The 25,577-nt window shown below is 60.3% G+C and carries 20 protein-coding genes; 12 read left to right on the forward strand and 8 right to left on the reverse strand.

Translation table 11 applies throughout. The features are described 5' to 3' along the window. Nucleotides 1–74: 74 nt before the first annotated feature. Nucleotides 75–869 (reverse strand): tetratricopeptide repeat protein, encoded by a 795-nt coding sequence (locus tag B3N48_RS03980; protein ID WP_296179759.1) that lies wholly within the window; start codon nucleotides 867–869, stop codon nucleotides 75–77. Nucleotides 870–872: 3 nt separating this feature from the next. Then, on the reverse strand, nucleotides 873–1,553 hold the full coding sequence (locus tag B3N48_RS03985) for a Fe2+-dependent dioxygenase (RefSeq protein WP_296179762.1): 681 nt from the start codon (nucleotides 1,551–1,553) through the stop codon (nucleotides 873–875). Nucleotides 1,554–1,746: 193 nt separating this feature from the next. On the opposite strand from B3N48_RS03985, the gene B3N48_RS03990 reads away from it, so the two are divergent. Together B3N48_RS03990 and B3N48_RS03995 are read left to right on the forward strand one after the other, a co-directional pair. Then, entirely contained in the window at nucleotides 1,747–3,999 is a 2,253-nt protein-coding gene (locus tag B3N48_RS03990; protein WP_296179765.1) for a TonB-dependent receptor, read from the forward strand. A 272-nt stretch (nucleotides 4,000–4,271) separates the two neighbouring features. Next, complete coding sequence (locus B3N48_RS03995) at nucleotides 4,272–6,836, forward strand: sulfite reductase flavoprotein subunit alpha (RefSeq protein WP_296181575.1); 2,565 nt, start codon at nucleotides 4,272–4,274, stop codon at nucleotides 6,834–6,836. Between the two features lie 66 nt (nucleotides 6,837–6,902). Here B3N48_RS03995 and B3N48_RS04000 read toward each other — a convergent pair whose 3' ends face one another. Beyond that, nucleotides 6,903–7,367 (reverse strand): DUF721 domain-containing protein, encoded by a 465-nt coding sequence (locus tag B3N48_RS04000; protein ID WP_296179767.1) that lies wholly within the window; start codon nucleotides 7,365–7,367, stop codon nucleotides 6,903–6,905. A 319-nt stretch (nucleotides 7,368–7,686) separates the two neighbouring features. On the opposite strand from B3N48_RS04000, the gene secA reads away from it, so the two are divergent. The 3 genes from secA to B3N48_RS04015 all read left to right on the forward strand — a co-directional run bounded on the left by secA (nucleotide 7,687) and on the right by B3N48_RS04015 (nucleotide 12,963). Next, nucleotides 7,687–10,437 carry a preprotein translocase subunit SecA gene (secA, locus tag B3N48_RS04005; RefSeq protein ID WP_296179768.1) on the forward strand — a complete coding sequence of 917 codons (2,751 nt, stop codon included), beginning with the start codon at nucleotides 7,687–7,689 and terminating at the stop codon, nucleotides 10,435–10,437. A gap of 129 nt (nucleotides 10,438–10,566) precedes the next feature. After that, nucleotides 10,567–11,784, forward strand: a complete 1,218-nt coding sequence (gene argJ / locus B3N48_RS04010) for a bifunctional glutamate N-acetyltransferase/amino-acid acetyltransferase ArgJ (protein ID WP_296179771.1) — start codon at nucleotides 10,567–10,569, stop codon at nucleotides 11,782–11,784. A gap of 228 nt (nucleotides 11,785–12,012) precedes the next feature. After that, nucleotides 12,013–12,963, forward strand: coding sequence for a Nudix family hydrolase (locus tag B3N48_RS04015; protein WP_296179774.1), 951 nt, complete (start codon nucleotides 12,013–12,015; stop codon nucleotides 12,961–12,963). Between the two features lie 164 nt (nucleotides 12,964–13,127). Here B3N48_RS04015 and B3N48_RS04020 read toward each other — a convergent pair whose 3' ends face one another. The 3 genes from B3N48_RS04020 to B3N48_RS04030 form a co-directional block, all read right to left on the reverse strand. Further along, entirely contained in the window at nucleotides 13,128–13,706 is a 579-nt protein-coding gene (locus tag B3N48_RS04020) for a cob(I)yrinic acid a,c-diamide adenosyltransferase (protein WP_296179777.1), read from the reverse strand. A gap of 4 nt (nucleotides 13,707–13,710) precedes the next feature. Beyond that, nucleotides 13,711–15,759 (reverse strand): sensor histidine kinase, encoded by a 2,049-nt coding sequence (locus B3N48_RS04025; protein ID WP_296179780.1) that lies wholly within the window; start codon nucleotides 15,757–15,759, stop codon nucleotides 13,711–13,713. 75 nt (nucleotides 15,760–15,834) lie between these two features. Then, complete coding sequence (locus tag B3N48_RS04030; RefSeq protein WP_296179782.1) at nucleotides 15,835–16,764, reverse strand: putative 2-dehydropantoate 2-reductase; 930 nt, start codon at nucleotides 16,762–16,764, stop codon at nucleotides 15,835–15,837. Nucleotides 16,765–16,940: 176 nt separating this feature from the next. Here B3N48_RS04030 and B3N48_RS04035 point away from each other — a divergent pair, with 176 nt between their 5' ends. Together B3N48_RS04035 and B3N48_RS04040 are read left to right on the forward strand one after the other, a co-directional pair. Then, entirely contained in the window at nucleotides 16,941–17,426 is a 486-nt protein-coding gene (locus tag B3N48_RS04035; RefSeq protein WP_296179785.1) for a YajQ family cyclic di-GMP-binding protein, read from the forward strand. 141 nt (nucleotides 17,427–17,567) lie between these two features. Continuing rightward, nucleotides 17,568–18,422 carry a mechanosensitive ion channel family protein gene (locus B3N48_RS04040; protein WP_296181577.1) on the forward strand — a complete coding sequence of 285 codons (855 nt, stop codon included), beginning with the start codon at nucleotides 17,568–17,570 and terminating at the stop codon, nucleotides 18,420–18,422. A 187-nt stretch (nucleotides 18,423–18,609) separates the two neighbouring features. Here B3N48_RS04040 and B3N48_RS04045 read toward each other — a convergent pair whose 3' ends face one another. Beyond that, on the reverse strand, nucleotides 18,610–20,169 hold the full coding sequence (locus tag B3N48_RS04045; RefSeq protein WP_296179787.1) for an AmpG family muropeptide MFS transporter: 1,560 nt from the start codon (nucleotides 20,167–20,169) through the stop codon (nucleotides 18,610–18,612). A gap of 42 nt (nucleotides 20,170–20,211) precedes the next feature. Further along, the gene (locus tag B3N48_RS04050) at nucleotides 20,212–20,556 is read right to left on the reverse strand and encodes an MGMT family protein (RefSeq protein WP_296181580.1); all 345 of its coding nucleotides are present in this window, start codon (nucleotides 20,554–20,556) and stop codon (nucleotides 20,212–20,214) included. Nucleotides 20,557–20,740: 184 nt separating this feature from the next. Between B3N48_RS04050 and B3N48_RS04055 the strand changes: the two genes are divergently transcribed. From B3N48_RS04055 to groL, 5 genes are all read left to right on the forward strand, one after another. Continuing rightward, complete coding sequence (locus B3N48_RS04055) at nucleotides 20,741–21,748, forward strand: DUF481 domain-containing protein (RefSeq protein WP_296179790.1); 1,008 nt, start codon at nucleotides 20,741–20,743, stop codon at nucleotides 21,746–21,748. A gap of 308 nt (nucleotides 21,749–22,056) precedes the next feature. Beyond that, on the forward strand, nucleotides 22,057–22,788 hold the full coding sequence (locus tag B3N48_RS04060; protein WP_296179795.1) for a HugZ family protein: 732 nt from the start codon (nucleotides 22,057–22,059) through the stop codon (nucleotides 22,786–22,788). Between the two features lie 65 nt (nucleotides 22,789–22,853). Then, the gene (locus B3N48_RS04065; protein ID WP_296179799.1) at nucleotides 22,854–23,351 is read left to right on the forward strand and encodes an FxsA family protein; all 498 of its coding nucleotides are present in this window, start codon (nucleotides 22,854–22,856) and stop codon (nucleotides 23,349–23,351) included. A gap of 250 nt (nucleotides 23,352–23,601) precedes the next feature. Next, nucleotides 23,602–23,895, forward strand: a complete 294-nt coding sequence (locus B3N48_RS04070; protein ID WP_296179801.1) for a co-chaperone GroES — start codon at nucleotides 23,602–23,604, stop codon at nucleotides 23,893–23,895. A 51-nt stretch (nucleotides 23,896–23,946) separates the two neighbouring features. Next, on the forward strand, nucleotides 23,947–25,577 hold a 1,631-nt coding region (gene groL, locus B3N48_RS04075), incomplete at its 3' end, for a chaperonin GroEL (RefSeq protein ID WP_296179804.1).

Consider the following 25,577-nt stretch of genomic DNA (forward strand, 5'->3'; position numbering starts at 1 on the left):
CAAAATAGGCGGTAAAGAGGGGCGGCGATGATAGTTTTGAGTTGCATGCGGCAAAGTGAACTTACAAATGTCGGCTACAAGGCTTTTACTTGTTCACGGTATTCCGCTGCATCTTGTGCATTTCCCAGTGCTGCAGCGCGCTGGTAATAATCCAGTGCCAAGGCGCGAACCTGCGGATGCGTCGCTTGCAGCAGGGTCCTGCGGCTCACGCGCAGGAAATTGAGGTTGCCGATGTGCAGGGCTTTCGTCAGCCAAACGACGGCGTCATCGATACGGCCATGATCGGCGAGCACCAAGGCATGGCTGAATTGACCGCGAAAGTCACCCGCCTCGGCAGAGCGGCGATACCAGTCGTGCGCGGCCTGCACGTCCTGGTCGCAACTCACGCCGTCTTCCAGATAGCGGCCCAGCAGGTTCATGGATTTGGCGTGGCCGAGTTGCGCGGCTTTGCGATAGCAGGCCAGCGCGCGGGCCTGGTCTTTATTGACGCCACGGCCGGTTGCCAGCAGGTTGCCATAGTTGTAGAAGCCCCAGTCGAGCTCGGCCTGCGCTGCCTGCCGATAGTATTCGGCGGCCTTGCTGGTCTCGGGTTCGCAGCCCCAGCCGTGTTCGTGACAACGCCCGGCCATGTTGGCAGCCATTGCATGGCCATTGCGTGCGGCGATCTGAAACCAGGTCAGGGCCAGGGCCGCGTCTTGCTCGATGCCCGTGCCGTCGAGCAGGATCTGGCCCAGCAACGCCTGGGCCTCCACGATGTTGGCCTGAGCGGCAATGAGGATTGCTCGCGCCGCGCTCGCGGGATTGTCCTGAAGCATGTCGCGCAACTGTTGAGCATCGACAACATCTTCCCGTCGCAGTGTCCAGGTCATGAATCAGACCTCGACCCATTGGCGCAGCAGGTTGTGGTAGGTACCGGTCAGCTGAATCAAGGACGGGTGATCGGGTACGTCGCGGCTCAGTTGCTGGATGGCCGCGTCCATTTCGAACAGTAAAGTGCGATGACCGTCGTCGCGCACCAGGCTTTGGGTCCAGAAGAAGGAGGCGAATCGCGCGCCACGGGTGACCGCATTGACCTTGTGCAGGCTGGTGGCGGGGTAGAGCAGCATGTCGCCTGCGGGCAATTTGACCGAGCGGGTGCCGAAGGTGTCTTGAATGACCAGCTCGCCACCGTCGTAGTCGTCGGGGTCGCTGAAAAACAGCGTCGAGGACAGATCGGTGCGCACGCGCTCAATACTGCCTTTGGCCTGGCGCACCGCATTGTCGATGTGAAAGTCGAAGCTGCCGCCGCCGCTGTAGCAGTTCACCAAGGGCGGAAACACCTTATGGGGCAGCGCCGCGGACATGAATAACGGGTTCTGCCACAGCCGCTCCAGCATTGCGGCGCCAATTTCCTTCGTCAGCGGATGACCTTCGGGCAACTGCAGATTGTGCTTGGCCTTGGCCGACTGATGCCCGGCGGTGATCTTGCCGTCCGCCCATTCGGTCTGCTCCAGAGCCTCGCGAATGCGCAGCACTTCCTCACGGGTGAAAACGCCGGGAATGTGTAGAAGCATGGCGGTAAGCCCTGAAGCGAAAAAAGGTAGCGAATGGTAGTGATTCTTATTGGCTGTGTAAAACCCCTGGGTACGCATAGGCGCGTGAGCGTGAAAATTTGGTGAAGCGAAAATGTAAAGATTGTAAGTTTTATGCGAATACAAATGATTCCCAACTATATTCCGGCGCCTTAACACGCCTTGGGGAAGGAACATGTCGCGCCAATCACACACTTCATCCGTACAGCCTCAGCGCTCCATTGCAGGCGCAGTCGGCGTCGCTATCGCGGCGATGTCGGCCAGTCATCTGGTTCACGCCGCTGAAGCCACCTCGGACAACACCTTGAACCTCGGCGCCACTACCATCGACGGCGAGCAGGTCGATACCGCTTACAAGGCTGAAGAGTCGGCGTCCAAAAAGTACACCGCGCCCCTGCGCGACACGCCGAAAAGCGTCACGGTGATCCCGCAGCAAGTGATTCGCGACACCGCCGCCACCAGCCTGGCGGATGCGTTGCGTACCACCCCAGGCATCACGTTCGGCGCTGGCGAAGGCGGCAACCCGAACGCCGATCGCCCGATCATTCGCGGCTTCAACGCTGAAAGCGATGTCTTCATTGATGGCATGCGCGACGTGGCGGCGCAAAGCCGCGAGATTTTCAATGTCGAATCTGTCGAGATCAGCAAGGGCCCAGGCTCCGCGTTCACCGGCGCAGGTTCTACGGGTGGCAGCCTGAACCTGATCACCAAAGGTGCGCACTTGGGCGATGCCTATAACGGCGGTTACACCTTCGGCTCGGACCAGACGCAACGCTACACGCTGGACGTCAACCAGCAGATGACTGATACCTCAGCCGTGCGCCTGAACCTGATGAAGCACGACGCCAACGTCGCAGGCCGTAACGATGTGGACGTCAGCCGCTGGGGCTTTGCGCCATCTTTTGCTTTTGGTCTGGGAACGGACACGCGGGTCAAACTCGATTATTACCATTTGTCCACGGACGATATGCCTGACTACGGCATCCCGTTGACCAGCACGCCGGGGCGCAGCAAATACATCGTCGACAAGCCCGCTCACGTCAACGAGAACAACTTCTATGGCCTGACCGGTCGCGATTACCGTAAGAGTGTCAATGACAGCGGCACGTTCCGGGTCGAGCATGACCTCAATGACAATCTGACCCTGTCCAACAGCTTGCGCATGTCCCGCTCGACACTCGATTACATCGTCACCAACCCGGACGACAGCCGTGGCAACGTCGCCAACGGTCTTGTGTCGCGCTCGGCCAAGAGCCGCAACTCGACCTCCAGCGGCTTCGTCAATCAGACTGACCTGCAAGCGAAATTCAACACCGGTTGGGTCGAACACAGCCTGGTCACCGGCGTCGAGTTTTCGTACCAGGACACGCACAACCGCGCCTACAACGTGCTGTCTGCGACGGGAGGCACTATCGGTTCCACGTGTAATGCGGCGCTGCTCAGGTCCGCAGACTGTACAAGTCTCTACGACCCGAGCCCGAAAGACCCGTGGAATGGCACCATCACCGACAGTCAGGCGTTCACTGACACAGACACCAAGACCAGCGCCGCCTACGTGTTCGACACCTTGAAATTCAACGATCAATGGTCGCTGAACCTTGGGCTGCGCTATGACGACTATGAGGTGAAGTCCAGCGGCTACAGCACCGGTGGCCGCGGCTCGGTCGCGGGGCCGTTCAAACGCGAGAACACCAGCCAGCTCTGGAACTATCAAGTCGGTTTGACCTACAAGCCATTACCCAATGGCAGCATTTACGCGGCCTGGTCGACCTCCAGCAACCCGTCGGGCGAAACCAGCGGGAACGGCGGCCTGGAGCTCGCGGCCAACAACACCGATCTCGATCCGGAAAAGAACCGCAACTACGAGATCGGCACCAAGTGGGACTTCTTCGATGACAACCTGTCGCTGACGGCAGCATTGTTCCGTACCGAGAAGACCAATGCCCGGATCACTGACCCTGACAACGCCACGTTTCAGGTGCTCGATGGCGAGCAACGTGTGGATGGCCTTGAGCTGACCTACGCCGGCAACCTCACCAGCAAGTGGAAGGTGTACGGCGGTTACACCTACATGGAGAGTGAAATCGTCAAGGCCACCAACAAGGCAGACGAAGGCAATCACATGCCAAGCACGCCGCGTAACAACTTCAACTTCTGGTCCACGTACGAACTCGTTCCAAAGCTGACCGTCGGTGCGGGCGCGACCTTCGTCGATTCCCGTTTCGGCAACGAAGCCAACTCGGTCGAGGTCCCGTCCTACTGGCGCTACGACGCCATGGCGACCTATGCCCTGACCAAGAACGTCGATCTACAGCTGAACGTGCAGAACCTGACCGACAAACGCTACTACGACCAGGTGTTCACTACCCACTACGCGCACATGGCCGCAGGCCGGACAGCGTTGATGAGTGCCAGCTTCCACTATTAATAGAGAAGCTGAATCCGAAGCCCCAACTGCCTCTGGCGGGTGGGGTTTTTGTGTGGGACTGGCCCTGTGCAATCCGCGGTTCTGTAGGAGTGAGCTTGCTCGCGATGGCGGTGTGTCAGTGATGTCCTATGTGTCATTCAGACTTCCATCGCGAGCAAGCTCACTCCTACAGACGGACTTGCAACCACACAAAACATCCGCCACGGATGAGAATGCATGCCATTTCGGCGCATAATGCGCGTCGCTGCGGGTTATCGAGGTGAGTGAGGGTGTTGAAGAAGGTCTTGTTTCAAGTGCATTGGTTCTTCGGGATCACAGCGGGTCTGGTGTTGGCGCTGATGGGCATCACCGGGGCGCTGTATTCCTTTCAGGAGGAAATCATCGATGCGCTCAATCCCGACACGCTATTCGTGCAGCCGGCAGAGCATCGCCTGTCGCTGGCTGAAATGGTCAGTAAGGTCGAAGCCCAGGGCCATGACACGGTCTCGATGTTTCGTATCGAAACCGAGGGCAATCGCGTCGCTCAGGTCTGGTTCAAGCCGGCGCCGGGTGAGCGTCGCGGCGTGATGCGCAACTTCGACCCTTACACCGGCGAGTTCAAGGACGACGCGGTAGGTCAGGGGTTCTTTGCCTTTGTCCTCAACCTGCATCGCTTCTTGGCCGCGGGTGAATACGGCAAGCAAGTCACGGCGGCGTGCACCCTGATTCTGGTGTTCTTCTGCCTGTCAGGTCTGTACTTGCGCTGGCCGCGTCAGGCGTTGAACTGGCGCGTGTGGCTGACGCTGGACTGGGCGAAAAAGGGACGCAGTTTCAACTGGGACCTGCACTCGGTGTTCGGCACTTGGTGCCTGATCATCTACCTGCTGCTGGCAATCACCGGCCTGAACTGGTCGTATGACTGGGTCAGCAACGGCTTGAACACACTCATCGGTGACCCTCCCATCGCGGGCGAACAACGTCGGGGTGGCGGTGGACCTCGCCCTGGGCCTGGCCCGAAAGACGTGGCGCGGGTTGATGCTCAAGCGCAAGATTACGACGCCATCTGGAACACGATTCAGCAAGCTGCTGGCCCGGACCTCAAGGCTTATAACCTGCGCATGCCCCAAGGGCCGGGGCAGATGGCGACCGTCTTCTACCTGCTCAAGACAGCACCGCACCCCCGCGCGCTGAATCAGATGACCCTCGACCCGGTGAACGGCGAGCTCAAGGCCAACACGCGCTACACCGACAAGGGCTATGGCGCGCAGCTGCTGGTCAGCAATTACGCGTTGCACACGGGCAGTTATTGGGGGTTGACCGGCCGCCTCGTCATTACTGTCGCGGCGCTGATGATGCCGCTGTTTTTCGTCACCGGCTGGTTGCTGTACCTGGACCGTCGTCGCAAGAAGCGCGATATCCGCAACGCCCGAGGTGAAGTTGCAGTGTCGACTGCGAGCGCTCAGGGCAGTCAAGGCCCAGCGTGGTTGATCGGCTTTGCCAGCCAGAGCGGTTTCGCCGAGCAACTGGCGTGGCAGACCGCGGGGCAATTGCAGTCGGCGGGCTTGCCGGTGCGCGTGGAGCGTCTGGCGGACGTCACCGAGCAGGACCTGAACCAGAGCCAGAATGCGCTGTTCGTGGTCAGCACCTTCGGCGATGGCGAAGCGCCCGACAGCGCCCGGGGGTTCGAACGCAAGTTGCTGGGCCGCCCACTGGCGCTGGACAACCTCAGTTATGCGGTGCTCGGCCTGGGCGATCGTCAGTACCAACAGTTCTGTGGTTTCGCCCAGCGCCTGCACGGCTGGTTGACCGAACGCGGCGGCCATTCCTTATTTGCCCCGGTCGAAGTGGACGCTGGCGACAGCGCTGCCCTGCAGCATTGGCAGCAACAGCTGGGCGAACTGACTGGCACGACACCCGCCAGCCCGTGGCAGGCCGCGGCTTATGAAAACTGGACGTTGAGCCAGCGCCAGTGGCTGAACGAAGGCAGCGTCGGCTCGAAAGTGTTCTTGCTCGGGCTCACATCTGAAAGCCCGGTGCACTGGGAGGCGGGCGATCTGGTCGAAGTCTTGCCCCGCAACGCGCCACAGGCAGTCGAACAGTTTCTCGTCGGGTTGGGCATCGCGACCGAAACCCCCGTCGTGATCGATGGCTTGAACGAAACCCTCGGCCAGGCGCTCAGCCGTCGTCAGTTGCCGACCAGTCGCAGTCATTTGGTGGGTCTGCACGCGCAAGCATTGGTCGATGCGTTGGTGCCGTTGGCCATGCGCGAATATTCCATCGCGTCGATTCCCGACGACGGCTTACTGCAACTGATCGTACGCCAGGAATTACACCCCGATGGCAGCTTGGGACTGGGCTCCGGGTGGCTCACTGAACACGCCGCCCTTGGCGGCGCGATCAGCCTGCGGGTGCGTCGCAACAGCAGCTTCCATCTGCCTGCAGACCCTGGGCCAATGATTTTGATCGGCAACGGCACCGGGTTGGCCGGCCTGCGCAGCTTGCTCAAGGCGCGCATCGCGCAAGGCGAAACGCGCAACTGGCTGCTGTTCGGCGAGCGCAATCTGGCCCACGACTTCCACTGCGGCGCTGAGCTGAACGGCTGGTTGGCGTCGGGGGGCCTTGCGCGGCTGGACGTGGCGTTTTCCCGGGATCAGACCCAGAAAGTCTACGTGCAGGACCGGTTGCTCGAAGCGGGCGATGAGTTGCAACGCTGGCTGGCAGAAGGGGCGTCGATCTATATCTGCGGCAGCCTGGAAGGCATGGCAACCGGGGTCGACGGTACCTTGAACGCGTTGCTGGGCGAGCAGGGCGTTCAGGCGTTGATCGAGCAAGGTCGCTATCGGCGGGATGTGTATTAAAGGCAGCGTCGTATCGGCATGGGGGTTCTGTATTGGAGCAGAATCCTTATCGCTTATCCGGGGCTGTCACGCGTCGGGCGTCCTGGCTTTGCCGTGGGCCGCCAGCCGCTCCAGCGCCGCCTTCAATTTCGGATCACGGATGCCCTCAGCGGTCTCGCTGATGGTCTCGGCGGCGGCTATCGAAAGATCCCGACAAGGCCCCGTCGCCGCCCGATGAATCGTCGCGGGGCGAACGCGTACTTCCAGGCGCGTCAGGTTGGCGAACTCGCTGAACAACACCAACTGCCGCACCAGGCGCTTCTGCTGATACCGCAAGCGCGTCGCCCAGTGGCCATCCGTGACCACCAATAGCAACCTGCCCTCACGCCACGACGCCACATGGCAATGTTCCCGGGCGGCCGGTTGCAATTGGCTTTCCAGCAGCCGCTGTAGGTGCGCCAGGCGTTGAGCGTGGTTGAAGATGGCTTTGAGTGGCCTGGCTTCGCGCAAAAGAACAGCCGGGGCGCGAGCCTGCAAGGGACGAAATGCCATGGACGTTGCCTGTGGATGCGAGGTCGGCATGTTATCAGAAAGCGCTGAACGGCCCTGAGCGCGACGGCACAGCCCCGCGACTGGGTGGCCGATTCATGAAGAAACATTAATCAAACTTCTGCCTGGAACGGGTTGAAGTCCGAAGAAATGCCCCTATTGTACTTCTGCCCCGTAACATTGCTGTGCCAGCATCGTGGAATAACGCCACTTTCCTCACCACCATTTCCGGGTAGAATGCTCGTTCGCATGCGGCCATGAGGGCCGCACGGGCGACTCACGGGGCCGCCCTCCATCTCTATGTGTGGAAGATCCTGTCGATATGTTTGCACCTTTGTTGAAAAAACTTTTCGGAAGCAAAAACGAGCGCGAAGTGAAGCGCATGCTCAAGACGGTCCAGGTCGTCAACAGCTTCGAAGAGCAAATGGTGGCCCTTTCGGACGAGCAGCTGCGCGCCAAGACCGAAGAGTTCAAGGCCCGCTTCGCCAAAGGTGAGACCCTCGATAAGCTCCTGCCTGAAGCCTTCGCGGTCTGCCGCGAGGCCGGTAAACGCATCATGGGGATGCGTCACTTCGACGTTCAGCTGATCGGCGGCATGACGCTGCATGAAGGCATGATCGCCGAGATGCGGACCGGTGAAGGTAAAACCCTGGTAGCGACCCTTGCCGTGTACCTCAACGCGCTGTCCGGCAAGGGCGTGCACGTTGTGACCGTGAACGACTACCTGGCCCGTCGCGACGCCAACTGGATGCGTCCGCTGTACGAATTCCTCGGCCTGACCGTCGGCGTCGTCACCCCGTTCCAGCCGCCTGAAGAAAAGCGTGCGGCCTACAACTCCGACATCACCTACGGCACCAACAACGAATTCGGCTTCGATTACCTGCGCGACAACATGGCATTCAGCCTGGAAGACAAATTCCAGCGCGAGCTGAATTTCGCCGTGATCGACGAAGTGGACTCGATCCTCATCGACGAAGCCCGTACCCCGCTGATCATCTCCGGCCAGGCCGAAGACAGCTCCAAGCTCTACACCGAAATCAACAAGCTGATCCCTAAACTCGAGCAGCACATCGAGGAAGTGGAAGGCCAGGTGACCAAACAGGGCCACTACACCATCGACGAGAAGTCCCGTCAGGTGGAGTTGAACGAGTCCGGTCACCAGTTCATCGAAGAAATGCTCACCGAAGTTGGTCTGCTGGCTGAGGGCGAAAGCCTCTACTCGGCGCATAACCTCGGCCTGCTGACCCACGTTTACGCCGGTCTGCGCGCACACAAACTGTTCCATCGCAACGTCGAATACATCGTCCAGGACGGCGGCATCCTGCTGGTCGACGAACACACTGGCCGGACCATGCCGGGTCGTCGTCTGTCCGAAGGCCTGCACCAGGCCATCGAAGCGAAAGAGCACCTGAACATTCAGGCCGAAAGCCAGACGTTGGCCTCGACCACGTTCCAGAACTACTTCCGTCTGTACAACAAACTGTCCGGCATGACCGGTACGGCCGACACCGAAGCGTTCGAATTCCACCAGATCTACGCCCTGGCCGTGATGGTCATCCCGCCGAACAAACCGCTGGCGCGTAAAGACTTCAACGACTTGGTCTACCTGACCGCCGAAGAGAAATACGCGGCGATCATCACCGACATCAAGGCGTGCCTGGCTGAACAGCGTCCGGTACTGGTGGGTACGGCGACCATCGAAACCTCGGAACACATGTCCAACCTTCTGCGCAAGGAAGGCATCGATCACAAGGTTCTGAACGCCAAATTCCACGAAAAAGAAGCGGAAATCATTGCGCAGGCCGGTCGTCCGGGGGCGCTGACCATCGCCACCAACATGGCCGGTCGCGGTACTGACATCCTGCTGGGCGGGAACTGGGAAGTTGAGGTCGCGAGCCTCGAAGACCCGACCCCGGAGCAAGTCGCGCAGATCAAGGCCGACTGGCAGAAGCGTCACCAACAGGTGATTCAGGCGGGCGGCCTGCATGTGATTGCGTCCGAGCGTCATGAATCCCGTCGTATCGACAACCAGTTGCGCGGTCGCGCCGGTCGTCAGGGCGATACCGGTTCCAGCCGTTTCTACCTGTCGCTGGAAGACAGCCTGATGCGCATCTTCGCCTCTGACCGGGTGAAGAATTTCATGAAAGCGCTGGGCATGCAGTCCGGCGAGGCCATCGAACACCGCATGGTGACCAACGCCATCGAGAAGGCACAACGTAAAGTCGAAGGCCGCAACTTCGACATTCGTAAGCAATTGCTGGAATTCGACGACGTCTCCAACGAACAGCGCAAAGTGATCTACCACATGCGCAACAGCCTGCTGGCTGCGGCGAACATTGGTGACACCATCGCCGAATTCCGCGAAGAAGTGCTCGACGCCACCATCAGCGCGCACATTCCGCCGCAATCGCTGCCAGAGCAGTGGGACGTGGCCGGTCTGGAAGCGGCGTTGAACAGCGACTTCGGCGTGAAGCTGCCCATTCAGCAGTGGCTCGACGAAGACGACAATCTGCACGAAGAGAACCTGCGTCCGAAACTGCTGGAAGCCATCCTCTCGGCTTACAGCGAGAAGGAAGACCAGGCCAGTGCCGAAGCGTTGCGCACCTTCGAGAAGCAGATCCTGCTGCGCGTTCTCGACGATCTGTGGAAAGACCACCTGTCGACCATGGACCACCTGCGCCACGGTATCCACTTGCGCGGCTACGCTCAGAAAAACCCGAAACAGGAATACAAGCGCGAGTCCTTCACCCTGTTCCAGGAACTGCTGGATTCGATCAAACGCGACACCATTCGCGTGCTGTCCCACGTTCAAGTGCGCCGCGAAGACCCGGCCGAGGAAGAGGCGCGCCTGCGTCGCGAAGCCGAAGAGCTGGCGCAACGCATGCAGTTCCAGCACGCCGAAGCGCCAGGGCTGGATCAGCCGGTCGCGCTGGTGGGTGAAGAGGGTGACGACGTGGCGGTTGCTGCCGCTGCCCTGTCGCCGGTTCGCAATGATCAGAAACTGGGCCGCAACGAGCTGTGCTGGTGTGGTTCGGGCAAGAAATTTAAGCACTGCCACGGCCAAATTAACTAAGTAGCGGCCGGGCTGTAGCCTTGACGTAACACCACGCCGCGACCGGCCCAGCCGTCGCGGCGTTTTTCAATCGATTGAGTCGTCTCCGGCCACGCTGGGCGGAATGACATTTTTCAAGGAGCGCATTTCATGGCTGTTGGTCTCGGTCCTCTGCCGACATTGCACCCGGTTCCCGGTTTCGAACTCGGCATCGCCTCTGCCGGCATCAAGCGCCCTGGGCGCAAGGACGTGGTCGTCATGCGCTGCGCCGAAGGCTCCAGCGTCGCAGGCGTATTCACCCTGAACGCGTTTTGCGCTGCGCCGGTGATCCTGTCCAAGCAACGTGTGGGCGGTGCCGTGCGCTACTTGCTGACCAACACCGGTAATGCCAACGCGGGCACCGGTGAGCCGGGCCTGCGCGCTGCCGAGCGCACCACCGCCAAACTGGCGGAAATCACGGGTGTGGATGCCAGCGCCGTGCTGCCGTTTTCGACTGGCGTGATCGGCGAGCCGCTGCCCGTGGAAAAGATCGAAGGCGCATTGCAAGCTGCGCTGGACGACCTGTCGGTGGATAACTGGGCGGCGGCGGCCACCGGCATCATGACCACCGACACCCTGCCAAAAGGCGCCAGCCGTCAGTTTCAGATCGATGGCGTGACCGTCACCGTAACCGGCATCAGCAAGGGCGCGGGCATGATCCGCCCGAACATGGCGACCATGCTCGGCTACATCGCCACTGACGCCAAAGTGTCCCAGAGCGTGTTGCAGGATCTGGTGCGCGACGGGGCGAACAAGTCGTTCAACCGCATCACCATCGACGGCGACACCTCGACCAACGACTGCTGCATGCTGATCGCCACCGGACAGGCCAACCTGCCGGAAGTCACCGAAGCCAAGGGTCCGCTGTTCGACGCGCTGAAAAAGGCCGTATTCGAGGTCTGCATGGACGTGGCGCAGGCCATCGTCCGTGACGGCGAAGGTGCAACCAAGTTCGTGACTGTGGAAGTCAACGGCGGCGGGACCCATCAGGAGTGCCTGGACGTCGGCTACACCGTCGCCCATTCGCCGCTGATCAAAACCGCCTTGTTCGCCTCTGACCCGAACTGGGGTCGCATCCTGGCCGCCGTGGGCCGTGCTGGCGTACCGAACCTCGACGTAAGCAAGATCGACGTGTTCCTGAGCGGCGTGTGCATCGCCAGCCAGGGCGCCCGCGCCACCACCTACACCGAAGAGCAAGGCTCGGCGGTGATGGCCGAAGAGGAAATCACCATCCGCATCGAGTTGGGCCGTGGTGAGTGCAGCGAAACGATCTGGACCACCGACCTGTCCCACGAATACGTGAAGATCAACGCGGAATACCGCACCTGATTGTCAGGTAGACAAACGCTGCCGATCCGTCGCAACGCGGTACTTCGGTCTGGCGCTGTGATTGTAGGAGCCGGCTTGCTGGCGAATGCGGTGAGCCAGTGATGGATGAGTTGACTGACAGACCGCATTCGCCAGCAAGCCGGCTCCCACAGGAGAGTCAGAGGTGCCAATAGAGCATCGCCAGGATGTGGCCGCGTGGCAGCCGAATGATTTAGAGGAAGCTTTAACGTGAAACGCATCCATGTAGCCGCCGCGGTCATTCGCGGCACCGACGGCAAGATTCTCATTGCCCGGCGCGCTGACACGCAGCACCAGGGCGGCTTGTGGGAGTTTCCAGGAGGCAAGGTCGAACCCGACGAAACGGTCGAAGCGGCGTTGTCCCGTGAGTTGAAAGAAGAGCTGAGCATCGTGGTCGCCAAGGCGCGGCCATTGATCAAGATCAAGCACGACTACCCGGACAAGCAGGTGCTGCTGGATGTCTGGGAAGTCTCGTCCTTCGCCGGAGAACCCCATGGCGCCGAAGGCCAGCCGCTGGCGTGGGTGTCCAACCGGGAATTGGCCCATTACGAATTCCCGGCGGCCAATCGACCTATCGTGGCGGCCGCTCGCTTGCCGGGCGAATACCTGATCACGCCAGATGCATTGGAAACACCTCAGTTGCTCAAAGGCATGCAGAAAGCAATTGCGGACGGCATCAAGCTGATTCAACTGCGCGCGCCGAATGGCTACGACCCTAAATACCGCGACGTGGCCGTGGACGCGGTGGGCTTGTGTGCTGGCAAAGCGCAATTGATGCTCAAAGGCCCGCTGGAATGGCTGGGCGACTTTCCAGCCGCCGGCTGGCACCTGACCAGCGCGCAACTGCGCAAATACGCGAGCAAGGGCCGGCCATTCCCGGAAGAGCGCTGGCTGGCGGCGTCGTGCCACAACGCCGAAGAGCTGTCGCTGGCCGAGCAGATGGGCGTGGATTTCGTCACCCTGTCTCCCGTTCAGCCCACGCAAACCCACCCCGACGCTCAGCCCTTGGGGTGGGAACAGGCACGAGCCTTGATCGAAGGCTTCAGCAAGCCGGTTTATCTGCTGGGCGGCGTGGGCCCGGCAGAGCGGCAACAGGCGTGGGAACGCGGCGCGCAGGGTGTGGCGGGGATCCGGGCGTTTTGGCCGAAAGGGTTTGAATGAGCCTGATCGTTGGCCTGCGTTAATATGCCGGCTTGACCCGTCTCCTGCGGGAGCCGGCGTGCTGGCGAAGGCGTCAGGTCAGAGACAGAAACGTTGACTGACATACCCCTTTCGCCAGCAAGACGGCTCCCACAAAGGATCGCGTTCATCCCGGCGAGAGTGCGTCAATCCGGCTTTTTGGCAGGCTGCCACAAAATCTCCGCCACCCCCTGACGTCGCGCGATGATCCGCGCCGCGACGAACAGCAGATCCGACAACCGATTGATATACGCCAACCCCACCCCGGCCAGCGGTTCGACTGCGTTCAAATGCTGACAACGCCGTTCGGCACTGCGCGCCAGGCTGCGGCATACGTGGGCTTGGGCGATCAGCGCTGAGCCGCCGGGCAGGATGAAATTCTCCAGCGGCCCCACTTCCTCGTTCCATTGATCGATCGCCGCTTCCAGACGCTCGATTTCCGCTGCGTTCAACGCCTGATATTCCGGCATCGCCAGTTCACCGCCGAGGTCGAACAACCGATGCTGACAGGGTGCCAACACGTCAATGACGCCCTGAAGCGCTGGCGTGGTTTGCAGACTTTCGTCAAGCCACGCCAGCAACACCCCGAGCTGGCTGTTCAGCGTATCGACCTCGCCGATCGCCTCGATGCGCGGGTGATCCTTCGGCACCCGTCGGCCATCGCCGAGGCCGGTTTCGCCCTGGTCGCCGGTGCGTGTGTAAATCTTCGACAAGCGAAATCCCATGGTCTTACTCCCGGTCGTTCTGACCAATGATCTGAGGGGCGGGCACGTCCAGCGAATTGCCCACCAGCGGCAGGCGCAGGGTGAAGCAGGTGCCCTGGCCGAGTGTGGAGTGCACCTCCATCTGCCCCTTGTGATTGTTGGTGATGATGAAATACGACACTGACAGGCCAAGCCCTGTGCCTTGGCCGACTTCCTTGGTGGTGAAGAACGGCTCGAAGATGCGCTTGCGTACGCTCTCCGGCATGCCAACGCCATTGTCCTCGACCTGGATTTCCGCCCAAGGCGGATTCAGGCGGGTGCGTAGAACAATGCGTCCGGGCTCGGTGTCGTGTTCACGCTGGTGAATGGCCTGCGCAGCGTTTTTCAGCAAGTTGAGCAGCACCTGTTCCAACTCGTTGGCGGTGCCCGGCACGGGGCCGAGGTTTGGATCGAACTGGCGCAGGATGTTCTGGCCCTTGAAGTCGAAGCCGATGGTCAGGTCGAAGTCGTTGCTGGCAATTTCCACCGCCTGATCGATCAAGGCGGGCAGGTCGCACGGCGCCATCTGCCGATTGCTGCGGCGACTGAAGCTCAGCATGTGGCTGACGATTTTCGCCGCCCGCGCCCCAGCCTGCTGAATGCCGTCCAGCAATTGCGGCACTTCCCGCGCGCTGAGGTACTGATTCACCGCCGCCAGCTCGATGCCCTCTTGCTCGGCCTGCTCCAGATTCTTCGGCAGCTCGGGAGACAGGCGCCGACGGATGTTCTGCACGTTGTGCATGATCGCGCCAAGTGGGTTGTTGATTTCATGGGCCATGCCTGCCGCCAGACCGCCCACCGAGAGCATTTTCTCGGACTGCACCATCATGTCTTCCAGCGACAGACGCTGGGTGATGTCGTCGATCCGGATCACCACGCCGCGCCCGGCACCCCCGGTGAGCGGGTAAAACGTCAACGCAAAATGCCGCGTAAGGTCGCCTTTGACCCAAGTGACGCGCTCGATCTTGGTCACGGTATGGCGTTCGACGGTCTGTTTGATCTGCGGCAAAAACGCCTTCATTGGCGGGAACGCCAGAAAGATCGGCTGGTTGAGGGCTTCGTCCAGCGGCGTACCAGAGAGGGCGCCCGCTTCCTGATTCCACTGCGTAACGTACAGCTGTTCGTCCAGGGCGATGAGCGCTGAGGGCATGGAGTCGATGATGCTGTTCAGATAATTCTGAAAGCCGGTGAGTTTTTTCTCGATTTTGCTGCGAACCTGGACTTCGAGCTCCAGCTTGCGGTTGGTATGTCGGGTTTCTTCGGCCAGCCCCTGCGCCTGATCGTAGGCCTCTTGGGAGTCGTCGCGGGCGCGTTTGAGCTGCTGTTCGCGAGCCTCCATACGCGACAGCATCGTGTTGAAGGCTTCAGCCAACGAACCGATTTCGTCCTGATTGCCGGGCTCGGCGCGCAACGCGTAGTTCTCTTCCCGGGTGACTCGCCGAGAGAGGTCTTCGAGTTGATAGATCGGCTCGGTGATGAAGCGACGAATCTGCCGCGCCACGCCCGCCCACAGCAGAATGCTGAAGATCAGAATCCCCAGACTCGCGGTCAACGTGCCAGTGTAGAACGCGGTCGGCAACTCGCTGCTCGCCACCAGCAACAGATGGCCCGGCGCCTGACCCTGCTTGGGGATGGGGATGACCTGCGTATTGCGGAACTCGGTGATGCGCCAGCTTTCGAGGTTGCGATAGTGATCGGGCAGGTGCAGTTTGTCGCCCTGTTGCACTTGGGACAGCCGGTTGCCGTTGCTGTCGTAGACTGCCGCAGCGCGTAACGGGCCGTAGTTTTTCAGCTCTCTGAGCAGCGCCTGGGCGTTATGAGGCGAAGACAACGCCTGCTCGGACAGGCCAGGGTTGCTGATCAGCCGGCCAATGGTCTGCAGCGCTTGAGGGGCCATGGCTTCTTGAGAAATGTAATAGGCCGCGCTGATGAAGGTCAGGTTGGCGACCAGCAACACGGTGGTCAGCAGAACCAGCAGGGCCGCCAGCAGTTTCTGGCCGACTGGCAGGTTTTCGAGGCGCTGGCGCAATGGCATGGGGCAGGGTCATCGGCAGATAAGGAACAGGCAGGTTAGCGCTGTTCAGCGCCGTAGCAAACAACAGATGAACGCTTAGTCGCCGGGCAGACCTCTGGACGCCAGATGGCGTACCAGTCGCTGGCGAAGGGTGTTTAACAGAGGCGCCTCGCAGCCGTGCTGCATGGCTGCGTTACACACAAACCCCAGCAGATAGCTGATTTCGGTGCGTCGCCCTTGTGCGACGTCCTGATGCATCGACGAATAATTAGCCGCCGTTGCTTCGATCACACGACGCACTTCGTCGTGCAAGCCTTCGGTCGCTTGGGGCTGGCCGCAGGCTTTCAACACGCCCACCAGTTCGTCGCACAGCGCGCTCACTTCTTCGGCGCGGGCTTGCAACGCGCCATTGCGGCAGTCGTGCAGCACGGTCAAGGGGTTGATCGCACAGTTCAGCGCCAGTTTGCGCCACAAGCGTTGCAGGATGTCCGAGGTCCACTCGTAGGGAATGTCGGCGTTGGTCAGCGCGTCGAGCCATGGGGGCGCCAGGCTTTCTTGCGCGTCCCCCAGCCAGTTGAAGCCTCGCCCGGCGAACACCACGCTGAAATCGTCATCGCGAAACGCGCCTTCCGTGCTGGAAATAAAGATGCAGCGTGCATCGGGCAGCCGCTCTGCCACTGCTTGCTGGCTGCCGAGGCCGTTTTGCAACAGCAACACTTCGGCACCGGGGACGAGGCGGGTGGCGACGCTGGCCACGGCGCGCTCTGCGTCGTACGCCTTGCACGCCACCAGCAGGCGGTGGATGGGCTCCGGATCGTTCAGGGTTTGAGCGGGAATCTGCAAACGCTGGCGCAAGCCTTGCGCGCTGAACGTCAGTCCGCCCTTGGCGTGATAGGTCTGCAGACGTGCCGCATCCCGCAGTATCAAACGCACCGGCTGTCCTGCACGAAACAGCCGTGTGGCCCACAGCGTGCCGAGGCTGCCCGCGCCGAGGATGTGCCAGAGTGTCTGGCGCGTATCGGCCATAGGGACGTCCATTGATTCGTTCAACGCTGCACTTCCACAGATGTAAAAACCAAACGGCAGCGCAAGCGCGCATGAACGTGGGAAAAGTCTCGTTATAATGACCGGGCTTTCATACCGTCAAGTCAGGCGTGCTCCATCGACATGTCGAGCCGCGCCGCATCAATTGGAGAATTCACATGCCCTCGTTCGACGTAGTGTCCGAACTGGATAAGCACGAAGTCACGAATGCCGTCGACGGCGCGATCAAGGAACTGGATCGTCGCTTCGACCTGAAAGGCAAAGGCAGCTTCGAGTTCAAGGAAAAGGAGCTCACCGTCAACCTGACCGCCGAGGCCGAGTTTCAGCTGGAAGCGATGATCCAGATCCTCAAACTGTCCCTGGTCAAGCGCAAGATCGACGTGCAATGCCTGGAAGTCAAAGATGCCTACGCCTCCGGCAAGGTGATGAAACAGGAAGCCACGCTCAAGGAGGGTATCGACAAGGAGCTGGCGAAGAAGATCGTCGCTCACATCAAGGAAGCCAAGCTCAAGGTGCAGGCTGCCATTCAAGGCGAGCAGGTGCGTGTCACCGGCAAGAAACGTGATGATTTGCAAGAAGCCATCGCAGCCCTGCGTGGACACGAATTCGGCATGCCGCTGCAGTTCAACAACTTCCGCGATTGACCCCTCCCACTGCATTTTCGGACAGCGCAGGAACCTGAACGGGTTGAGCACGTCCGATTGCAGGTCACGTGAAACGATGGCGCTGCAAGGTGTCCTCGTTTCTGTGTTTCGTTTTACGCCCACAAGGAGCAATCAATGGATCTGGATTTGAATGGCCAGGTGGATCATCTGGTGAAGGCTTCCCAAGCCTGGATTCCCATGGTCATGCAGTACGGCAGCCGGGTGCTGCTGGCCGTCGTCGTGTTGCTGGTGGGGTGGTGGCTGATCAACAAACTGACGGCCAAGATCGGCGCACTGCTCGCGCTGCGTCATGTGGACCTGGCGTTGCAAGGCTTCATCAGCAGCCTGGGCAACATCATTCTGAAAATCCTGCTGATCGTCAGCGTGGCGTCGATGATTGGGGTCGAAACCACCTCGTTCGTGGCCGCCATCGGTGCCGCCGGTCTGGCTATCGGTCTGGCCCTGCAAGGCAGCCTGGCCAACTTCGCGGGCGGGGTATTGATTCTGCTGTTTCGTCCGTTTCGCATCGGTGACTGGATCGAAGCGCAAGGGGTCGCAGGCACCGTGGACAGCATTCAGATCTTCCACACGATCATCCGCACCGGCGACAACAAGACCGTGATCCTGCCCAATGGCAACTTGTCCAACGGCATCATCACCAACACCAACCGTCAGCCGACACGCAAAATCACCTTCGATGTGGGCATCGACTACGACGCCGACCTCAAGCAAGCGTTGGGCGTGTTGATGGAAATGGCCGATGACCCGCGCGTCCTGCAAGACCCGGCGCCTCAGGCCGTGGTTGCAGCGCTGGGCGACAGCTCGATCACCGTTTCGCTGCGGGTCTGGACCAAAACCGGGGACTTCGGTGAAGTGTCGAACCGCTTCAATGCCGAAATCCGCGACCGCCTGCGCGCCGCCAACATCGACATCCCGTTCCCGCAACGGGTGATTCGTGTGGTGCAGGATCAGCCGGAAGCGACTGCTCAGCGTTGAGTTATAACGCCGAAACGCAAAAGCCCCGACTCGTGAGAGATCGGGGCTTTTTGTTTGTGCGTGTGTGGGGTTGAACCTATGGGAGCCGGCTTGCTGGCGAAGGCGTCAGTTCAGATGCATCAAGGTGTCTGAGCCAGTGCTTTCGCCAGCAAGCCGGCTCCCACAGGTCTGTGTCCGCTCCTGCTCGTCACGGCCTGTCGCTTGCAGGCGTCTCCACAGCCTTCGGTTCCTCATCCGGCTTTTCCTTGCGCAGCTCTTGCCCCCAATGCAGCGCAATCATGATCAGGGTCGGGACGCCCATCACAGCCGTGACAAGGAAGAAATTGTGATAACCCAGTTTCTCGACCATCACCCCTGAATAGCCGCCGATCAGTCGCGGCAGCAGCAGCATGATCGAGCTGAGGAGGGCGTACTGAGTGGCCGAGAACTTCAGGTTTGTCAGGCTCGAGAGGTACGCCACGAACGCCGAAGTTGCGAGGCCGGAGCTGAAGTTGTCCAGCGAGATCGTGACGATCAGCATCTTCAGGTTCGGGCCCATGTCGGCCAGCATCAGGAACAGCAGGTTGGTCGCGGCCGAGGTCGCGCCGCCGATGAACAGGATCGGCAGGATGCCGAAACGTACGATGGCCAGGCCGCCGAATGCTGCGCCCACCAGCGTCATCACCAGACCGAAAATCTTGCTGACGCTGGCGATCTGATCCTTGGTGAAGCCCTGGTCGATGTAGAACACGTTGGCCATGACGCCCATCACGGTGTCGGACATGCGATAGGTGGCGATCAGGCCGAGCAGCAGAAACGCCTGCCAGCGATAACGCAGAATGAAATCGTTGATCGGCGTCAGCACCGGCGCCAAGCCGCGACGGCCCATCGACGACAGGCATGCGGCCGTCAACAGGGTGTAAAGGATCGCGCGCAAGAACGCTCGGTCTTCCATCAGCAGGCTTTTCCAGGTGGCGTCCTTGAACAGCACGCTGGCGAAATCGGTGTTGTACAACTGGGTGAACATCGCCGGAACCGACACCAGCAGAATGATCAGCACGAACACCGAGGCCAGTTGATGGGCGAAGCCGTAGCGGGCGGCGGAGAGCTGGGTGCGCAGCGGCACGGCAGGCTCGCGCATGATCAGCGTGGTGATCAGCGCAGGCAGCATCAGCAGGCCGAACAGCACGTAGGTGCCGGTCCAGGCCGAGTGTTTGTAGGCGAACCCGGTGGAGCCGAAGCCTTCCGCGAAGTACAGCGCGCCTGCCGTGGCGAGCAGGGCGGCGACGCGGTAGCCCGCCATGTAACTGGCGGCCAGCGTGGCTTGCTGACTTTCGGAGGCGATTTCAAGCCGATAGGCATCGATGGCGATGTCTTGGGTGGCCGATGAAAACGCCACCAGCACCGCAATCGCGATCAGCCAGGAAAGATGCTGTTGCGGATCGCAAAACCCCATGCCGATCAGGCCGAGGGTGACGAGTGCTTGAGAAAGTACCAGCCAGGAGCGCCGACGCCCCAGCTTGCCGAGCAGCGGCAGGCGCCATTGATCAAGCAGCGGCGACCACACCCACTTGAACGCGTAGGCCAGCCCGATCAGGCTCGCATAGCCAATGGTTTCACGGGCGACACCGGCTTCACGCAGCCAGACCGACAAGGTCGAGAACACCAGCATGTAGGGCATGCCGGCCGCGAAGCCGAGCAACAACAGCACGAATGTCGAGGGGCTGGCATAGACGGCGAGCGCGGCGCGCCAGGTTTTGCGGGGCATGGGCTGGAATCTGCCTCAGGTTACGTAAACAAAGCGCGCACTCTAACCGTTGTCCTCTGTCGGACGCCAGCCATGACGCTCCATATCCACACGATTGTTACGGATGGTCACGCCCTCGGCCCGCAAACGCGCCCGCTGCTCTTCGCCCGAAACGGTTCCGGCCACCAGACTGAGCTTTCCGCCAGCGCCGATCACCCGATGCCAGGGCAGGGTGCTGCCGTCTGGCAACTGGCTCAAGGTTCGCCCCACGAAACGTGCCGCTCGTCCCAAACCCGCCAGTTCGCCCAGTTGGCCATAACTGACCACTTTGCCTTCCGGCACTTGATGCAGCGTGAGGTAGAGCGCCGTGCGCCGGGCTTCCAGGGACGACATGCCCGTGGGGTCCATGAAAGGAGAAAGAGGTTCGATCACGTATTCGTTCCTGTTTAAAAGACCAGTTGGATTTTTCGCAAAGGAACTCAGGAAATTTCCTACGGTCAGTGATACCTGTGCCGGCGGTCCACGGATTGCCTCGATGTTTTCCTGAGGGATAATGCCCGATTTCCCGCCAACCAGAGCCCAGTCGTCGCTTATGTTGCCCAGAACCCTGCTGTGCCTCGCCATTACCAGCGTTTCCACCCCACTGCTCGCCGATACCGTCTGGTTGAAGAACGGTGACAAACTGACCGGGACCATCAAGGTCTTCGACGGTGGGAAACTGCTGCTCAATACCAAATATGCAGGCGATATTCCGCTGGACTGGAAAGAAGTCAAGACGCTGGAAAGCGATCAGCACCTGCTCGTCAAGCAGGATGCCCAGACCGGTGAGATTTCCAAGGCGCTGCACGCCGCTGATGACGGCAAGGTCACACTGGCCAACGGCGACGCCCCGAAGACCGTGGACCTGGCGAGCATCCAGCAGATCATGAAGCCCAAACCGGTGGTCACCGACCTGGTCTGGAAGGGCAATATCGACGCCGCGCTCGACTTCCAGCGTGCCGACAAAGACACCGACGACTACAACATCGATTTCAAGACCACTGCAAGCCACGGTCGCTGGCGTCACAACGCCAAGGGCGAGTACAACCGTGAAACCCAGGACGAAGTCACCACGACCAACAACTGGAACGCCGAGTACTCCCTTGACCGGTTCATCACGGACAAATGGTTCTGGGATGGTCGCGTGACGTACAAGCACGACAGCATCGAAGACCTGCGTAATCAGCGCACGGTGGGTACCGGCCCGGGTTACCAGTTCTGGGATGACGAATTGGGCGCGTTCAAACTCGGTACGCTGCTCAACCGCACTGACTACGAATATTCCAACGGCGAGAAGGACAATTTCTACTCGATCTCCGGGACGTGGGACTACAACCGTTACCTGATCGGCAAGAAGGTTGAATTCTTCACCAACGGCGAATTGGGCAAACCTATCAGTGGCGTCGCGGATTACAGCCTCGATACCGAAGTGGGCCTGCGCTACAAGGTCACGGAATGGGCGTCGCTCAACCTCAAGGCCGAGAAAAACATCATCAGCGGTTCCGATGACGGCGATCTGGACAAGACCCGTTACACCGCTGGCTTCGGTGTGGCCTGGTAAACGCTTCTTTATATAAGCCTGAAAAAGGGCGGTCGCGATTCATCTGGTCGCCGCCCACTTTGTAGGAGCCGGCTGGCGAGTGCGATTAAGCAGTCGACTCCGAGGTGTCTGGCCTACCGCCTGCGCCAGCAAGCCGGCTCCCTCAGGTACAGCGTTCGGTCAGCCACCTCAAAAAAATTTACGCAAAACCCCTGCAAAATCGTCACGCCTCCCCAATCTGGCACCCTTTAGCGATAACGATTATCGTGTGGCTCATTCGCTGCGCGTCGTCGCGCGGTCGTCGTATTTTTCGATCCAGGAGCCAAACTATGAGTGCCAAAGCCAATCGGGAGGCGCGAGCCTTATTGCTCAAGGAGTATCGCGGCGTGCTGTCGACGCATTCCAAGTCGATGCCCGGTTATCCGTTCGGTTCCGTGGTGCCGTATTGCCTGGACGACCAAGGCCGTCCGCTGATCCTCATCAGCCGCATCGCTCAACACACCCACAACCTGCAACTCGACCCCAAGTGCTCGATGATCGTGGGCGAGCGCGAAGCTGAGGACGTTCAGTCCGTGGGCCGCGTAACGGTCATGGCCGAGGGGCGCAAAATCACCGACGAGGCCGCCATCGAAGCGGCCGCGCAGCGTTATTACCGCTACTTCCCCGAGTCGGAAAGCTACCACCGCGCTCACGATTTCGACTTCTGGGTGCTGCACCCGGTGCGCTACCGCTACATCGGCGGCTTTGGTGCGATTCACTGGCTGGACGACATTGCGTTGGCCAACCCCTTTGCGGGCGCGGCGGAAACCGGCATGGTCGATCACATGAACGAAGATCACGCCAAAGCCATCGCCCACTACGTCGAGTTGGCGAATTTGCCCCAGGCCGAACCTGCCGTTCTGGTGGGCATAGACAGTGAAGGCATGCACCTGCGAATCGGTCAGAGCCTGCACTGGCTGGCCTTCGCCGAGCCGTGTAATACGCCGACACAAGTGCGCCAGGCCTTGGTTCATCTGGCCCACGCCGAAAAATGGCCGACCGTTGAAGCGGCCGACGCTTGAATTAACGACTTTGCGACTTCACCTAGTGTCTACTGGAAGCCTTCTTCCGTTGAGGACACTATTTGATGCGTGCTTTTCTACTGCTTTTGTTGCTTTTTCCGGTGCTCGAGCTGTTCGTGCTGGTGAAAGTCGGGATGTCGATCGGCTTTCTGCCGACCTTCCTGCTGGTCGTTGCCGGTTCCATGCTGGGGATATTCGTGGTTCGCGTTGCGGGCCTCGCGACGGCCATGCGCGCTCGCGAAAGCCTGGCGCGGGGCGAGCTGCCGGCACAGCAAATGATGGACGGGCTGATGATGACGGTCGGCGGCGGCCTGCTGGTCTTGCCGGGTTTTATCAGCGATGCGCTGGGTCTGATCTGCCTGCTGCCGTTCACCCGCCGAGTGCTGGCGAACAAAGTGCGACAGCGTGCCGAGGCCTCGGCCTCACGTCAGCGGGCGTTCGCCGATGACCTGCGATCGGCCGGTTCGACGCATCCTGGCGCCAGCCGTCCGGGTGCCCGTCCGCCAGAGGTGATCGAAGGTGAGGTCATCGAGGGCGAGTATGAGCCTGTCGATAAAAAGTGATATTTGCCTACAACGCCACGGCACCTTCGGGTGCCGTGTTCGTTTCGCCCCTTCAAAACGTAAAAAAAATCTTCGCTCAGCCTTGTAATCAGCTTGCTCGCCCTTATGTATGGGTCACCGCAAGGTTTCTGGCGCATTTCGTCAGACCGTATTCTGCGGTTCGCCTGCGAACCGCAACCGGCAAGCCCGGATGTTTTAACCACCTGGTGCCAACACCGGGCGTTCAAAAACCATAATTAGGAGATCGACAATGAAGCTTCGTCCTCTGCATGACCGCGTCGTAATCCGTCGCAGCGAAGAAGAAACCAAGACTGCTGGCGGTATCGTTCTGCCGGGTTCGGCTGCCGAGAAACCAAACCGTGGCGAAATCATCGCCGTCGGTACCGGCCGCATCCTGGACAACGGTGAAGTACGTGCGCTGGCCGTGAAAGTGGGTGACAAAGTGGTGTTCGGCCCTTACTCCGGCAGCAACACTGTGAAAGTAGACGGCGAAGACCTGCTGGTGATGAGCGAGAACGAAATTCTCGCGGTCGTCGAAGGCTGAGTTGATACCCCGCATTTCCCGTTACTACAAAGTATTTAAGGAATAACGATCATGGCTGCTAAAGAAGTTAAATTCGGCGACGCTGGCCGTAAAAAGATGCTGGCTGGTGTGAACGTCCTGGCCGACGCCGTTAAAGCGACCCTGGGCCCGAAAGGCCGTAACGTCATTATCGAGAAAAGCTTCGGCGCGCCGCTGATCACCAAAGACGGTGTATCGGTCGCCAAAGAAATCGAACTGAAAGATCGTTTCGAAAACATGGGCGCGCAGCTGGTCAAAGACGTTGCCTCCCGTGCTAACGATGACGCCGGTGACGGCACCACCACTGCAACCGTTCTGGCTCAAGCCATCGTCAACGAAGGCCTGAAAGCCGTCGCTGCCGGCATGAACCCGATGGACCTCAAGCGCGGCATCGACAAGGCCACCATCGCCATCGTTGCCCAGCTCAAAGCCCTGTCCAAGCCGTGCACCGACACCAAAGCCATCGCGCAGGTCGGCACCATCTCGGCCAACTCTGACAATTCCATCGGCGACATCATTGCCGAAGCCATGGAAAAAGTGACCAAAGACGGCGTCATCACCGTTGAGGAAGGTTCGGGTCTGGAGAACGAACTGTCGGTCGTCGAAGGTATGCAATTCGACCGTGGCTACCTGTCCCCGTACTTCATCAACAAGCCGGACACCATGGTGGCCGAACTGGACAGCCCGCTGCTGCTGCTGGTCGACAAGAAGATCTCCAACATCCGCGAAATGCTGCCGGTTCTGGAAGCCGTCGCGAAAGCTGGCCGTCCGCTGCTGATCGTGGCTGAAGACGTTGAAGGCGAAGCGCTGGCGACCCTGGTCGTGAACAACATGCGTGGCATCGTTAAAGTCGCTGCCGTCAAGGCACCGGGCTTCGGCGACCGTCGCAAGGCGATGCTGCAGGACATCGCGGTCCTGACTGGCGGTACCGTGATCTCCGAAGAAATCGGTCTCAGCCTGGAAAGCACTACCCTGGAACACCTGGGTAATGCCAAGCGCGTCGTGCTGAACAAAGAAAACACCACCATCATCGACGGTGCTGGCGTTAAAACCGATATCGATGGCCGTATCGCTCAGATCCGTCAGCAAATCGGTGACACCTCGTCGGATTACGACAAAGAGAAGCTGCAAGAGCGTCTGGCCAAGCTGTCGGGCGGCGTTGCGGTGATCAAGGTCGGCGCAGGTTCCGAAGTCGAAATGAAAGAGAAGAAAGCCCGCGTTGAAGACGCCCTGCACGCTACTCGCGCAGCCGTCGAAGAAGGCGTGGTGCCTGGCGGCGGCGTAGCGCTGGTTCGCTCGCTGCAAGCCATCTCCGAGCTGCGCGGCGACAACGCTGATCAGAACGTCGGTATCGCGCTGCTGCGTCGTGCTGTTGAAGCGCCACTGCGTCAGATCGTTGCCAACTCCGGCGACGAGCCAAGCGTTGTGGTCGACAAGGTCAAGCAGGGTTCCGGTAACTTCGGTTACAACGCTGCTTCCGGCGAATACGGCGACATGATCGAAATGGGTATCCTGGACCCGGCCAAAGTGACTCGCTCTGCACTGCAAGCGGCGTCCTCGATTGCCAGTCTGATGATCACTACCGAAGCGATGATCGCTGACGTGGCAGAAGACAAGCCTGCAGCTGGCGGCGGCATGCCAGACATGGGCGGCATGGGTGGCAT

The sequence above is a fragment of the Pseudomonas sp. UBA1879 genome, assembly GCF_002338065.1.
In the GTDB taxonomy this organism is placed as follows: domain Bacteria; phylum Pseudomonadota; class Gammaproteobacteria; order Pseudomonadales; family Pseudomonadaceae; genus Aquipseudomonas.

Bases quoted from the DNA above. Each gene is read 5' to 3' on its own strand.
- B3N48_RS03980 (WP_296179759.1), bottom strand. From the start codon at position 869: ATGACCTGGACACTGCGACGGGAAGATGTTGTCGATGCTCAACAGTTG.
- B3N48_RS03985 (WP_296179762.1), bottom strand. From the start codon at position 1,553: ATGCTTCTACACATTCCCGGCGTTTTCACCCGTGAGGAAGTGCTGCGC.
- B3N48_RS03990 (WP_296179765.1), top strand. From the start codon at position 1,747: ATGTCGCGCCAATCACACACTTCATCCGTACAGCCTCAGCGCTCCATT.
- B3N48_RS04000 (WP_296179767.1), bottom strand. From the start codon at position 7,367: ATGGCATTTCGTCCCTTGCAGGCTCGCGCCCCGGCTGTTCTTTTGCGC.
- secA (WP_296179768.1), top strand. From the start codon at position 7,687: ATGTTTGCACCTTTGTTGAAAAAACTTTTCGGAAGCAAAAACGAGCGC.
- argJ (WP_296179771.1), top strand. From the start codon at position 10,567: ATGGCTGTTGGTCTCGGTCCTCTGCCGACATTGCACCCGGTTCCCGGT.
- B3N48_RS04020 (WP_296179777.1), bottom strand. From the start codon at position 13,706: ATGGGATTTCGCTTGTCGAAGATTTACACACGCACCGGCGACCAGGGC.
- B3N48_RS04025 (WP_296179780.1), bottom strand. From the start codon at position 15,759: ATGCCATTGCGCCAGCGCCTCGAAAACCTGCCAGTCGGCCAGAAACTG.
- B3N48_RS04030 (WP_296179782.1), bottom strand. From the start codon at position 16,764: ATGGCCGATACGCGCCAGACACTCTGGCACATCCTCGGCGCGGGCAGC.
- B3N48_RS04035 (WP_296179785.1), top strand. From the start codon at position 16,941: ATGCCCTCGTTCGACGTAGTGTCCGAACTGGATAAGCACGAAGTCACG.
- B3N48_RS04045 (WP_296179787.1), bottom strand. From the start codon at position 20,169: ATGCCCCGCAAAACCTGGCGCGCCGCGCTCGCCGTCTATGCCAGCCCC.
- B3N48_RS04050 (WP_296181580.1), bottom strand. From the start codon at position 20,556: ATGGACCCCACGGGCATGTCGTCCCTGGAAGCCCGGCGCACGGCGCTC.
- B3N48_RS04055 (WP_296179790.1), top strand. From the start codon at position 20,741: ATGTTGCCCAGAACCCTGCTGTGCCTCGCCATTACCAGCGTTTCCACC.
- B3N48_RS04060 (WP_296179795.1), top strand. From the start codon at position 22,057: ATGAGTGCCAAAGCCAATCGGGAGGCGCGAGCCTTATTGCTCAAGGAG.
- B3N48_RS04065 (WP_296179799.1), top strand. From the start codon at position 22,854: ATGCGTGCTTTTCTACTGCTTTTGTTGCTTTTTCCGGTGCTCGAGCTG.
- B3N48_RS04070 (WP_296179801.1), top strand. From the start codon at position 23,602: ATGAAGCTTCGTCCTCTGCATGACCGCGTCGTAATCCGTCGCAGCGAA.